The following is a 13,361-nucleotide window of genomic DNA, read 5'->3' as shown; positions in this document are numbered from 1 at the left end:
CCTCTTCAGTCCTGATTGGATCTCCGATGCAGCTCTCCCGCATCTACGCGTCCCTGCCCGGGCGTTTCTTCGCCCCCCTCACCCCGGCACCATTTCGCGATCCCCAGATCGTCGCGCTGAACGAGCCTCTGGCACGTGAACTGGGGATGGACCCGGACTGGCTGCGCAGCCCGGCGGGGATCGCGTTCCTGAGTCAGGGCACCCGACCGGACGGATCCGCACCCGTCGCCATGGCCTATGCGGGGCATCAGTTCGGGCATTTCGTCCCGAGCCTCGGGGACGGACGCGCGATGCTGGTGGGTGAATTGACGGACCAGTCGGGACGTTTGCGGGACATTCATCTCAAGGGCTCCGGGCCGACGCCATTTTCCCGGCGTGGAGACGGGCGCGCGGCTCTGGGACCGGTCCTGCGCGAATATGTGGTCAGTGAAGCCATGCATGCACTTGGGATTCCCACAACGCGCGCCCTTGCCGCCCTGACGACAGGCGAGAGCGTCGCCCGCGAGACGATGCAGCCCGGTGGCGTCATCGTGCGGGTCGCCTCCAGTCATGTACGGGTCGGGACGTTCCAGTATTTCGCGGCACAAGGCGATATTGAAGGGGTCCGCATTCTTGCGGATCATGTAATCGGGCGGCTGTATCCGGAAGTGGCGGATGCCGAAAATCCCTATCTGGCCCTGCTGCAAGCCGTCACAACCCGACAGGCTGATCTGGTGGCGCGCTGGATGCTGGTCGGGTTCATTCACGGCGTCATGAACACGGACAACATGTCCATCGCGGGCGAGACCATCGATTTCGGTCCCTGTGCATTTCTGGACACCTATGATCCGGCAAAGGTCTTCAGCTTCATCGACCAGAACGGGCGCTACGCCTACGGGAACCAGCCCGATATGGCTCTGTGGAACCTCGGACGGCTGGCCGAAACGCTGCTGCCACTGCTCGATACTGATCGCGAGAAGGCGGTCGCACAGGCCAAGAGCGCGCTGATGCGCTTCGATGACGTGTTCAACGTGGCCTATCTCGGGGGCTGGCGCCGCAAGCTGGGTCTGGCGCTGGAAGAAGACGGAGATGCCCGACTGGCAGGGCGGCTGCTGACGGCCATGCAGCGGGGAGAGGCTGATTTCACGCTGACATTCCGCCAGCTTGGAGAAGTGGTTCGCACGGGACGAACGGAAAATCTCGTGTCGCTGTTCGGGCCAGACTCAAAAATTGAAGGCTGGATCGGAGACTGGCAGACGCGGCTGGGCCGGGAAGAGCGATCTGTGGAGGCCTGTTACACGGACATGCAGGCCACGAATCCACGCCTCATTCCACGCAATCACCGAATCGAAGAGATGATCCAGTCGGCAGTGGCAGGCGACTACGCCCCGTTCCATCGGCTGACCGAGGCGCTTTCGCATCCATTTGAGGACGCCGCGGACGGGCTGGAGGCACCACCGGCGCCCCATGAAAAGGTGATGAACACATTCTGCGGCACCTGACGCGCCGCAAAGAAAAAATCAGGCGACCTGCGGCGTCAGCAGGCGGCTGCGATTGAACAGGCTTCTCACCTGAGCATAAAGCGCACCGAAATCGGGCATGCAGGCATTGTGCAGGGCACGGACGCTTTCATGGGTGGCATAGAAACGCAGGGTGTTCAGGCTTCCACTCATGATGGCCGTTCCCAGAAAGACGCCATCAACATGAATGACCTTGGAACTCAGCATTGGTCTTCAACCTCGTTATGGCTCCCGCGTCGGGAGCTCAAAATGTTTCCACGTTCCACACTTACCCCGGCTCAGGGTTCCACTAGTCAGGAACGCTCCACTAACGGGGGTGATGCCACATCGTTGCCTGACAAAACGTGACCTTTTTATGATACGGCGTGCCGTCTGCGGAACGATCCTGCCCCTTCCCCGAGGCTCCATAAGGGGCGGGGGATGGACTCACCCCCAGCCATGCGGGAAAACGCAAATCATGTCTCGCAACGCTCCCTCCGCCCCCCACACTGCCGCTGACCTGGCCCATCTGTGGCTGCCCTACACCCAGATGCAGACCGCGTCTTTTCCCATAGAAGCCGTCAGCACCTCCGGCAGCCGGATCACGCTTGCGGACGGCCGCGAGCTTGTGGACGGGGTAGCGGCCTGGTGGACGGCGTGTCACGGCTACAGCCATCCGCACATCCATGAAGCACTGGTCCGTCAGGCCGGTCAGATGCCGCATGTGATGTTCGGCGGGATGGTACATGAACCCGCCATCCGTCTGGCCGCGCGGCTGGCGGCGATGCTGCCGGGGGATCTGGAGCGCGTGTTCTTCACCGATTCCGGGTCGGTCGCGATGGAAGTCGCGATCAAGATGGCAGTGCAGTACCACATCAACCGGGGCACTGAAGGCCGGACAAAAATCCTGTCCTTCCGGGGCGGATATCACGGAGATACGCTGGGCATGATGTCCATCTGTGACCCTGAGGAGGGCATGCACAGCCTGTTCGCAGGCGTCCTGCCCGAACAGGTTCTGGCCGATCTGCCCGTGGATGCGGACAGTCTGGCGCGGCTTGAAGCCCTGCTGTCGGAACGCGGCGACAGCATCGCAGCCATGGTCACGGAGCCTCTGGTTCAGGGCGCGGGCGGGATGCTGTTCCATGACCCGAAGGTTCTGCGCCGCCTGCGCGAATTGTGCGACCATCATGGCATCCTGCTGATCCTGGACGAAATCTTCACAGGCTTCGGACGCACCGGCACGATGTTCGCCTGCGAGCAGGCCGGGATCGTGCCGGATATCGTGGCCCTTTCCAAAGCCCTGACGGGCGGCACCATGGCCTTGGCCGCCACCGTGGCCCGGCGGCATGTCTTCGAGGCGTTCCTGTCCGACAGCGCCGGTCACGCCCTGATGCACGGGCCGACTTTCATGGCCAATCCGCTGGCCTGCGCGGTCGCCAATGCGTCGCTGGACCTGTTTGAATCCGAGCCGCGACTGGAGCAGGTCGCGGCGATCTCGGCCCAGCTTGCGCGGGAACTGGAGCCCTGCCGCACGCTGCCCGGCGTGAAGGATGTGCGCGTCCTCGGCGCGATCGGCGTGGTGGAGCTTGAGACGCTGGACAATCCGGACGCCCTGCGCCGTGCCTTCGTGGAACGTGGCGTCTGGATCCGGCCCTTCCGCAACATCGTCTATCTGACGCCCGCCTTCACGATCACGCCCGAAGAGCTCACACGCCTGACAACGGCCATCACAAACGTGTTGCAGGAGGGCGCATGAGCCTGTTCGACAGCCATTTCACAGCCGCCCTGACCGAACGTGAAACCGCCGGAACGCGCCGGAGCCTGCGCCCTGTGGTCCGGCAGGACGGAATGATCGTCCGCGACGGGCGGCGGATGCTGGATGTGTCGTCCAACGACTATCTGGGGCTGGCGGATCACCCAATGCTGCGCGAACACGCTGCTGACTGGGCGCTGCGCTTCGGGACGGGTGCGCGGGCCTCACGGCTGGTTAGCGGAACGCTGGACCTGCACAGGCAGGTCGAGACGAAAATGGCCGCCTTCAAGGGCTGTGAGGACGCGATCCTGTTTGCGTCGGGCTGGCAGGCCAATGCGTCCGTCATGCCCGCTTTGTGTGCGCTGTCCGTGGCCCGGACGGGCGCGCCGATGCTGGTGTTTTCGGACCGTCTGAACCATGCCAGCCTGCATCATGGCTGCGCGGCAGCAGGCGTCCGGCAGATCCGCTTCCGGCACAATGATCTGTCCCATCTGGAAACCCTGCTGTCCCGCGAGGCCGAAAAACCCGGCCTGCGGATGATCGTAACGGAGAGCGTGTTCTCCATGGACGGAGACCGGGCGGACGTTCCGGCCCTAAGGGCGCTGGCGGACCGGGCGGGCGCGTTCCTTTATATTGACGAGGCCCATGCGACCGGCGTGCTGGGACCAAAAGGTCGCGGCCTGTCCTGCGGAATGGCCGATCTAACGATGGGAACGTGCAGCAAGGCGCTGGGCGGGATGGGCGCGTATATCGCGGGCTCGAAACCCCTCTGCGACTATCTGGTGAACCATGCATCGGGCTTCATCTACAGCACGGCCCTGCCCCCTGCGGTTCTGGGTGCGATTGATGCGGCGCTGGATGTCGTCCCCGGTCTGGACGCAGAGCGCACCCGGCTACTCGGACAGGCGGAACGGCTCCGGACCATGCTGCACGGCGCCGGGCTGTCCACGGCGGACTCCACAACGCAGATCGTCCCTGTCCTGATCGGGGAATCCGAACGCGCCATGTCCGTAGCGGCCGGGCTTGAGGAGGCTGGCTTCCTGACGGTCGCCATCCGCCCACCCACGGTGCCAACCGGAACCGCGCGGCTGCGTCTGGCGCTCCATGCTGGGCTGAGCGATGCGGAGATTGATCGTCTGGGACAGGCAGTCATCAGCCTGACAAGAGATATCGCATGACACGGGCGCTCTATCTTGTGCATGGCTGGGGGTTCGATGCGTCCTTCTGGGCACTGATGCTGGCGCATCTGCCGGATGTGAGCGCGCAGGTCGTGGAGTGCGGATATTTCGGCCCGGAACATCGCCCGGCACTGCCGCAGACGCCTTATCTGGCCGTCGGACATTCGGCCGGATCGCTGGCCCTGCTCGGGCAGGACCTGCCGGGATGTGAGGGGCTGATCTTTTTCAACGGCTTCCCACGTTTTACAGCTGCCCCAGACTTTCCGGATGGCACGCCCGAGCGGGTCCTGACCCGGATGCGGGCGCGCCTGAAGCGTTATCCGGCCGCCGTTCTGCACGATTTCCGTGCCCTTTGCGGAACGAGTGCCCCTCTACCCGGCACGCCGGATGTGGACCTACTGGACCGGGGGATGGAGGCGCTTCAGACTTTGGACCATCGCGCGCAGGCTACGGAGTGGAGCGACAGGCTGCACTGGATAACGGGCACGGATGATCCGTTCGGTGCGACTAAGGCGGGTTTTGCGCCCCCCGGAGAAAAGGTTGAAGGTGGCCATCTTCTGCCGCTGACCCAGCCCGAGCTCTGTGCGGCCTTTATCCGGCGGAGGCTTGATGACCGGAGCTGACGCCCCCGAAAACATCCTGCGCCGGAACAGCATCGCCACGCGCTTTGACGCCGCAGAAAGCTATGACGCGGCCGCCCATATCCAGCGCCGCTGCGCCACGGCACTGATGGAGCGCATCCGCACCGCCACGGCAGACCATCCGCCCGCATCCATTCTGGAGTTTGGCTGCGGCACAGGCTTTCTGACAGCACGGCTGGCGGATCATTTCCCGGAGGCCAGCCTGCTCGCGACCGATCTGGCACCGGGCATGATTGGGCGTGCAAAGCAGCACCTTGCCGAAAAGGCCATCCGCTTTCACGTCATGGACGCCGAACATCCGGATATCTCCGGTCCGTTTGACCTGATTGCATCCAGCCTGTGCCTGCAATGGTTTTCCAGCCGACGCGACGGATTGAAACGACTCTGCAACCTGCTGGCACCACAGGGGCGGCTCATGGTCACGACGCTGCTGCAAGGCAGTCTGGAAGAATGGAAGCAAGCCTGTCTGGCAGAAAATGCTCCCTGCGGCGTGCCGGATTATCCGTCTGCTCAGACCGTGGAAACCGAGTGGCCCATGAGCGGCGTGGGGTCGTGGGAAGTGCTGACCCTGCACGATCCCGTGGACAGCGCGCGCGCATTCCTGCGGGGTCTGCGGCAGATCGGGGCGTCCCTGCCGCGGCACGACAGCACACCCGCCAGCACTGCGGCTCTGCGCCGGTCCATGCAGCATTTTGACCGGACACATTCCAGCGTGACCTACCAGATCGGCATCGGGACGTTTGTGAAATCCGGAGAAGGAACACGGTCATGAGAGACATCTCGACACACGGGCAACGCGGCGTTTTCGTCACGGGAACGGATACCGGAATCGGCAAGACGCTGGTCAGCGCCATTCTGTGCCGTGCGTGGACCGCCACCTACTGGAAGCCCCTTCAGACCGGTCTTGCGGATGAGGATGGCGATACGCCCACAGTCAGGACGCTCGCTGGCCTCGCGCCCTCGCGGATCATTCCCCCAGCCTATGCTTTTCAGGCACCGCTTGCTCCTCTAGCAGCGGGCAATCTGGAAAACGTAACCGTCAATCCGGGGCGGCTCGTCCTGCCGCAGGTTGGCGGACCGCTCGTCGTGGAAGGCGCGGGCGGGCTGATGGTGCCGGTCCGCGATGACGTGATGATCGTGGACCTGATCGAAACTCTCGGCCTGCCGGTTGTTCTGGTGACACGCAGCGGACTTGGCACGATCAACCACACGCTTCTGAGCCTCGAAGCTCTGCGGCGGCGCGGCATTCCTGTGCTCGGCATCGTACCCGTTGGGCCGCCAAATCCCGGCAACGAACGCGACATCGCACGCTTTGGCAAAACGCGTATCCTGTTCCGGGTTCCTCAGCTTGACGAGATAACGGAAACTGTTGTCTCCGGATTATCCGGTAACGTTCCGTTACTTGATGTCTTGCAGCAACAGATTTCACAATAATGTGTCATCTGGGACGCGTGCCATAAAAAGGCCGCGTCAGCCCTTGTGAAATGGCATCCTCATCATAGAAGGGCTCTTCGCAACGAAAGGCTTCCGGCGTATCGCTGGAAACTCGGTCTTCGTTTCGGAGACGCCGACAGAAACTGGGATATTGGGAAAAGTATGAGTATCCTGCGCCGTGATCTGGTCAAGCTTGGGGCCGGACTGACCCTTATGGGAACAGCCTCCCGTATGGCCCATGCCCAGTCCACAGCCACACCCGCAGCTGCGTCTCCACCCGCTGCGACCCCTGCTCCGCAACCAACGCCCTTTGATGACGGCACGGTCCGGATTCTGGCGCAGCGTCTGTCGAAAAAGCCTTATTCCCCGCCGTCTCCGACGCTGCCCAGTGCCATTGCGAACATGGATTTCGACCAGTTCCGCAGCATTGCCTTCAATCCCGAGAAGGCCCTGTGGCACGGTCAGAACCTGGCATTCGACGTAGAGTTTTTCCCGCGTGGCTTCCTGTACAAGCCGCGGATCGGCATGAACGAGGTCACGGGCGGACAGTCCACGCCCATTGCATACGATCCCGACGTCTTCACCTATTCCAACCCCGTTCTGCGCGTTACGGACGATCTCGGCTTTTCCGGCCTGCGCCTGCGCTATGCGATCAACACGCCGGGTGTGATGGAAGAATGCGCGGTTTTCCTCGGCGCATCCTATTTCCGCGCCGTGGCCAAAGGGCAGAATTACGGACTGTCCGCCCGTGCCTTTGCAGATGGTACCGGCAATCCGAAGGGCGAGGAATTTGCGCTGTTCCGGGAGTTCTGGCTTGAAAAGCCGGAGCCAGGCGTAGAATCGATCGTCATTCACGCGCTGCTCGACAGCCCGTCCCTGACCGGCTCATTCCGCTTCACCATCCGTCCGGGCGACACAACCGTCTTCGACGTCCAGTCCTCGCTGTTCCCACGTCAGGACATTACGGAATCGGGCATCGCTCCGCTGACGGGCATGTTCTATTTCGACGCAAACGAGCGCAATCACGTCGATGACTGGCGTCCTGCCGCACATGACAGTGAGGCGCTTCAGATCTGGACGGGTGCGGGACAACAGCTTTATCGCCCGCTCATCAACCCGACCGACCTCCAGTTCTCGGCGTTCGAGGACAGCAGCCCGCATGGTTTCGGCCTGATGCAGCGCAAGCGGTCCTTCCACGACTACGAGGATCTGGCGCTCAATTACCAGAAGCGACCGTCGCTCTGGATCGAGCCCATCGGCAACTGGGGCGATGGTGCCGTCGATCTAGTGGAAATTCCGACGCCCAACGAGGTGAACGACAACATCGTTTCCTTCTGGCGGCCGCGGCAGCCCATGAAGGGCGGGCAGGAATACAGCTATATCTACCGGATGTACTGGGGCTGGGACACGCCTTGGCCGACGCAGCTGGCCCGCGTTGCCGCAACGCGGATTGGCGGGGCGACCGACCATCCGGATGCACGGTTCTTCGCGATCGATTTTACGGGCGCGCCGTTCCAGAGCGTGCCGCAGGGCACGAATTTCCATCTGATTTCGCAGTCCTCGCCGGGGACGATCCGCAACGTCGTCGTCGAGCCGAACCCCGAAATCCAGGGCTGGCGCACGACGTTCGAATTCGTGCCCGGTGATGCCAAGATGTGTGAACTTCAGGCCCAGCTTGCCGGCGATCAGGGTCCGATTTCAGAAAAATGGATGTATCGTTGGACGCCGTGACCGAAATCTCCCCTTCCGCTGATCCGGCCTCCGCCCCGTTCCTGCCACACGAGGCGCCGCTGGAGATGAAGCCACAGAACCTTCATCAGCAGCCGGACCGGCACGGCAGGCCTTTTTATTCCCTGCCCACCACGCCCTCATTCCTGTGGATGCGGCGCCTGTTCGTCTTCGGCGGCGCGATGCTGCTGACGGGCTATGGCATCTACAGGATCAATCAGGTCTTTAACTCGCTCGGCGTCTCCGCGCTTGGCGTCATCATCCTGATCCTGTTCGCCATTCTCGCTTTCTGGATCGCCCTGTCTTTCATGTCCTGCCTTGGCGGCTTCTTCTCGCTGATGCTGCGGGGCGGTCTGGGACTGGGCATTCAACGGTCCGGGCCGCTGCCGGAACTGAAAAACCGCACGGCCGTCCTGATGCCGACCTACAACGAGGACCCGACGCGCGTTCTCGCAGGTCTACGCGCCATTCATGACAGCATTCTGGCCACGGGACAGATCGACGCCTTCGATTTCTTCATTCTGTCCGATACGACCAATCCGGACGTCTGGGTACAGGAAGAGCGGGCCTTTCTGGAATTCCGGAAGGCGACGAACGGCGAAAAACGCGTCTTCTATCGCCGACGCCATAAGAATACAGACCGCAAAGCCGGCAATCTGGGCGACTGGGTGACGCGTTTTGGCTCATCCTATCAGCAGATGCTGACGCTCGATGCCGACAGCGTCATGGATGGCAGCCTGATCGTCCGTATCACGGCAGCCATGGAACAGCATGACGGCGTGGGCCTGATCCAGACCCTTCCAGTCATTGTTGGTGGCCGCACGCTTTTTGCCCGGATGCAGCAGTTCGCAGGCCGAGTGTACGGACCGCTGATCGCGCATGGCATTGCCTGGTGGCACGGTTCGGAAGGTAATTACTGGGGCCATAACGCCATCATCCGCACGCAGGCCTTTGCCGAACAGGCCGGTCTGCCGCACCTGAAGGGTCGTGCACCATTTGGCGGCCATATCCTGAGCCATGACTTCGTGGAAGCCGCGCTCATGCGCCGCGGCGGCTGGGCCATTCACATGGTGCCCGGCCTGTTCGGCTCCTATGAAGAAAGCCCGCCGTCGCTGACGGATGTCGCCATTCGCGACCGCCGCTGGTGTCAGGGGAACCTGCAACACAGCAAGATCCTCGGCACGAAGGGCATGCACTGGGTCAGTCGCGTCCATATGCTGACGGGCATCGGCTCTTATGTCATGTCGCCGCTGTGGCTGCTGTTCCTTCTGTTCGGCATCCTGATCTCGCTCCAGTCGCATTTCTATCACCCCGAATATTTCGGCTCGAAGCCGACGCTCTATCCGCACTGGCCGCGCGTCGATCCCGTACAGGCCAAGCTCGTCTTCATCGGGACAATGGGAATCCTGCTGGCTCCGAAAGCGCTCGCTTTCATAGCCATGATGTTCGACCGCGCGGCCCTGAAGGGTTCGGGCGGCGCATTCCGGCTGGCAGTCTCCATCCTGCTGGAAACGCTTATCGGCGGCCTGATCGCGCCGATCGCGATGCTGATCCAGACCTCCGGCGTCATTTCCATCCTGCTTGGGCGGGATTCCGGATGGAACGCACAGAACCGCGACGACGGCCGCGTCTCGCTCAAGGAAGTGGCGCACGGTTACTGGATTTACACCGTATTCGGGATTCTTCTGACCATTGCGGCATGGTCGGTCTCACAGGCACTGTTCCTGTGGATGACGCCGGTGCTGCTGGGTCTGATCCTTGCCATTCCGCTGGCTGCGCTGGCAGCAAGCCGGGACGTCGGGCTGGGTCTGCGTCGGGCCGGGCTTCTGCTGATCGAAGAAGAAACCGCACCACCTCCGATCCTCAAATTGGCCGCTGCCAATGATGCCGCACGCGAGCGTGCTGCTCATGCCCCCGATGCGCCGCCGGAAGAGGCTTTTGCCGCACTCCGTCTGAGCCCTGCGCTGCGTGCCGCGCATGAAGGCGCCTTACCCCCGGTGCGAAAGGCCGGCAGCCCGATCGATGCCCATCTTCTTGTCGGGCTGGTCAAACTGAGGGAGGCGCCCTCTCTTCAGGTTGCGCTGGAACGCCTCTCCCGGCAGGAAAAGGCCGCTGTTCTGGGAAATCCCGAAGGTATTCAGCTTATGGAACAGCTCCGGACCTGAAAGCCTCGCAGCTTCCAAGCATAAAAAAACGCCCCGGCCATGACAGCCGGGGCGTTTTTTGTTTCAGACGTCAGTGACGGCTTAGTGGCCGAGCGACTGGGCCTTCTTGACGAGGTCGTTACACGTCATGACGCGCTTGTCCTTGGGCAGCGTGCTGATATCGAAAACGTTCCCACCAGCCGTCTGGAGCAGGCCCTTGCCACCGAGCGAATAGAACTGATCACTCTGCACGTCGGGACGTTTGGCCAGCTTCCGGGACGCCACGATCGGCGACGTGCCGAGCACCAGCTTGTGATGCACACAGTAGTAGGTCAGTCCGGCGACGTTCCCTGCCTGTGCGTTCTCAATGGACGGAACGCCATCCGCACCCAGCGTGCCTGGCGCTGCGGCCGTCAGGATGCTCTTTCCGCCAGAGACCGCCTGAAGATTGGCGGACGGCAGAGTGGCCTGCGTACCAGCCGGAATCGTCGGGACGGGGCTGCTCTGCGGGATGGGGGGTACCGTCTGCGCAACAGCCGCGCCCGAAATGGTCAGAGCGGCAGCAGCAAGAACAGCGAAATATTTATTCGAAATCATGGCACTCTTCTTTCCGTATACAGGATGCTCTGCGCGATCTGTTTGAAAGGCCGAGCAGAAATCATCCGGTCTGGAACATCTTGAAGGATGCTCCGTTGCCTTGAGTAACACTTGAAATCAGACGCGGTTTCTTGGAAGGGGTCCTTTTTCCTCATAGCGGGCATGCGGGAACTCTTGGATCATCACGTTTTAACGTGCCTGCCAGAGCAATGCGTTTCCGCAGAAGAGCGGATTGAACGGCAGCAGTTTCTGCGTCACAGTTTGCCCATGTCACAAAGCCCCGATGCCCCCTCCGCCGTACCCGTTCCTCCCGTCGCCCGCCGCGAGCCGCTGACCACCACGCAGCTGGGCCGCACGCGCACGGATTCCTACGCCTGGATGAAGGACGAGAACTGGCAGCAGGTCCTGCGGGACCCGTCTGCCCTGCGCGAAGACATCGCCACGCACCTGAAAGCGGAGAACGCCTATGCGGAGGCCGTGCTGGCAGGCATGGAGCCGCTGCGCGAAACGCTGCTTCAGGAAATGATCGGCCGCGTTCCACCAGCGGAATCCTCAGTGCCGGTTCCGGATGGGCCGTGGGAGTATTACGTCCGCTTCGAGGATGGTGCCCAACATCCGCTGCGGGTCCGTTCCCCACGTGGCGGCGGAGCGGAGCAGGTTCTGCTCGATGCCGATGCGCTGGCCAAGCAGCATGACTATTACGCGCTCTCGCAGACGGACCACTCGCCCGACCACCGCTATTTCGTCTATGCGGAGGACATTCAGGGCTCCGAGGTCTATCGCATTCAGGTCGAGGATCTGGAAACAGGCACTCTCTGTGCCGAACCGGTCCCCAGCACCACAGGCAGCTTCGCTATTTCTCCGGACAGCCAGTGGCTGTTCTGGATTTACCGCGACGATAATGGCCGCCCGTCGAAGATCTATCGCCGTCCGCTGACGGGAGGCGAAGATGTTCTGGTGTTCGACGAGACCGATCCGGGGTTCTTCCTGAGCATCGGTGTCAGCGCATCCCGCAAATGGATTGTCATCGAACGCGGCGACCATGATACCAACGAGACGCTGCTCATCCCGGCCTCAGATCCCACGGCCCTGCCTGTCGTGGCGGCACCTCTGGTACGGGGCGAGCGCTACTCCCTGACGCACTGGAACGACCGCTTCATCATCCTGACCAATGCTGGCGGCGCGGTGGATTTCCAGCTCATGCAAACGCCGGACACGGCCATGGGACGCGAGAACTGGACGCCCTTCGTGCCGTACCGGGAAGGGCATTACCTGCTGGGGGCCAGCGCTTCGCGCGGGCATCTCGCCTGGGCCGAGCGGCGGGACGGGAACATCCATATTCTCGTGGTTCCCGAAGGCACGCAAGGCGATATCCGCACGCAGGCCAAGGCCATCGGCATGGACGAAGCGGCCTATGACCTGACGATGCTGGGCACGCTGGAATATGACGCTCCGGTCCTGCGTTACATCTACCAGTCACCCACCAACCCGGCACACTGGTACGATTACGATATGGCGAGCGGCGAGCGCGTTCTGCGCAAAATCCGCGAAGTCCCGTCCGGCCATGATGCGAGCCGCTATGAGACACGCCGTCTGTTTGCGACATCCCCCGATGGTGCACAGGTGCCCATCACGGTTCTGATGCGAAAAGGTCAGGTTCTGGACGGCTCTGCGCCGCTGCTTCTGTATGGATATGGCTCCTACGGCATCGCAATGGACGCCGATTTCTCCACGACCGTGTTCAGTCTGGTGGACCGGGGCTGGATCCATGCCGTCGCCCATGTGCGCGGTGGCTCCGAAAAGGGCTGGAACTGGTTTCTGGACGGCCGCGGGACGAAGAAGCCCAACACCTTCATTGATTTCATCGCCTGCGCCCGACATCTCGTGTCCGAAGGCTACGGTTCGGCCGGGCGCATCGTCGCGCAGGGCGGTTCGGCCGGTGGTCTGCTGATGGGCGCGATCACGAACATGGCGCCCGAGCTTTTCGCGGGCATTGCCGCGCAGGTGCCGTTCGTGGACATGCTTAACACCATGTCGGACGTCTCCTTGCCGCTGACACCGCCCGAATGGCCGGAATGGGGCAACCCGCTAGAAGACCCCGCCGCTTATGACCTGATCGCCAGCTACTCACCCTATGACAACATCGCCGCCAAAACCTATCCCCCGGTTCTGGCAATGGGCGGCCTGTCCGACCCGCGTGTGACCTACTGGGAGCCCGCGAAATGGATCGCCAAACTGCGCGAAGTCACGTCCGGCGGCCCATTCCTGTGCCGCATCAACATGGAAGCCGGCCACGGCGGCTCATCCGGCCGCTTCAAAAGACTGGAAGAAGTCGCTCTGGTACAGGCCTTCGCCATCTGGGCCATCGACCGGACTTGAAAAAGAACCAGTGAATAAAAGTTTTTGGG

General features: G+C 62.3%; 11 protein-coding genes. 9 read left to right on the top strand and 2 right to left on the bottom strand.

From position 1 onward, the window contains the following. The first annotated feature begins 26 nt into the window (after positions 1–26). On the top strand, positions 27–1,481 hold the full coding sequence (locus tag JK202_RS05745) for a YdiU family protein (RefSeq protein ID WP_211559066.1): 1,455 nt from the start codon (positions 27–29) through the stop codon (positions 1,479–1,481). 18 nt (positions 1,482–1,499) lie between these two features. Here JK202_RS05745 and JK202_RS05740 read toward each other — a convergent pair whose 3' ends face one another. Next, on the bottom strand, positions 1,500–1,706 hold the full coding sequence (locus JK202_RS05740) for a hypothetical protein (protein ID WP_211559064.1): 207 nt from the start codon (positions 1,704–1,706) through the stop codon (positions 1,500–1,502). A gap of 250 nt (positions 1,707–1,956) precedes the next feature. Here JK202_RS05740 and JK202_RS05735 point away from each other — a divergent pair, with 250 nt between their 5' ends. From JK202_RS05735 to mdoH, 7 genes are all read left to right on the top strand, one after another. Further along, positions 1,957–3,234 (top strand): adenosylmethionine--8-amino-7-oxononanoate transaminase, encoded by a 1,278-nt coding sequence (locus JK202_RS05735; protein ID WP_211559062.1) that lies wholly within the window; start codon positions 1,957–1,959, stop codon positions 3,232–3,234. Continuing rightward, positions 3,231–4,409 carry an 8-amino-7-oxononanoate synthase gene (locus tag JK202_RS05730; protein ID WP_211559060.1) on the top strand — a complete coding sequence of 393 codons (1,179 nt, stop codon included), beginning with the start codon at positions 3,231–3,233 and terminating at the stop codon, positions 4,407–4,409. Before JK202_RS05735 ends, JK202_RS05730 begins: the two co-directional genes overlap by 4 nt. Continuing rightward, complete coding sequence (locus tag JK202_RS05725; RefSeq protein WP_211559058.1) at positions 4,406–5,032, top strand: biotin synthase; 627 nt, start codon at positions 4,406–4,408, stop codon at positions 5,030–5,032. The genes JK202_RS05730 and JK202_RS05725 overlap by 4 nt, the downstream gene beginning before the upstream one ends. Beyond that, positions 5,019–5,822 (top strand): methyltransferase domain-containing protein, encoded by an 804-nt coding sequence (locus JK202_RS05720; protein ID WP_211559057.1) that lies wholly within the window; start codon positions 5,019–5,021, stop codon positions 5,820–5,822. The genes JK202_RS05725 and JK202_RS05720 overlap by 14 nt, the downstream gene beginning before the upstream one ends. Continuing rightward, complete coding sequence (bioD, locus tag JK202_RS05715; protein WP_249199698.1) at positions 5,819–6,484, top strand: dethiobiotin synthase; 666 nt, start codon at positions 5,819–5,821, stop codon at positions 6,482–6,484. The genes JK202_RS05720 and bioD overlap by 4 nt, the downstream gene beginning before the upstream one ends. Before the next feature lie 162 nt (positions 6,485–6,646). Then, positions 6,647–8,215: a glucan biosynthesis protein gene (locus JK202_RS05710; protein ID WP_211559054.1), complete on the top strand. Its 1,569-nt coding sequence runs from the start codon at positions 6,647–6,649 to the stop codon at positions 8,213–8,215. Continuing rightward, complete coding sequence (gene mdoH / locus JK202_RS05705) at positions 8,191–10,377, top strand: glucans biosynthesis glucosyltransferase MdoH (protein WP_211559053.1); 2,187 nt, start codon at positions 8,191–8,193, stop codon at positions 10,375–10,377. The genes JK202_RS05710 and mdoH overlap by 25 nt, the downstream gene beginning before the upstream one ends. An 81-nt stretch (positions 10,378–10,458) precedes the next feature. On the opposite strand, the gene JK202_RS05700 is transcribed toward mdoH, so the two are convergent. Further along, a complete protein-coding gene (locus JK202_RS05700; RefSeq protein WP_211559050.1) occupies positions 10,459–10,953 on the bottom strand; it encodes a DUF2501 domain-containing protein in 495 nt (164 codons plus the stop codon). A gap of 267 nt (positions 10,954–11,220) precedes the next feature. Between JK202_RS05700 and JK202_RS05695 the strand changes: the two genes are divergently transcribed. Next, entirely contained in the window at positions 11,221–13,332 is a 2,112-nt protein-coding gene (locus JK202_RS05695; protein WP_211559048.1) for a S9 family peptidase, read from the top strand. Positions 13,333–13,361 lie beyond the last annotated feature (29 nt).

Origin of the sequence: Gluconobacter sp. Dm-62 (assembly GCF_018256155.1) — a bacterium.
Classification (GTDB): Bacteria; Pseudomonadota; Alphaproteobacteria; order Acetobacterales; family Acetobacteraceae; genus Gluconobacter.
The sequence above is the reverse complement of the archived record's forward strand: the minus strand, read 5'-3'. Positions and strand labels throughout refer to the sequence as shown.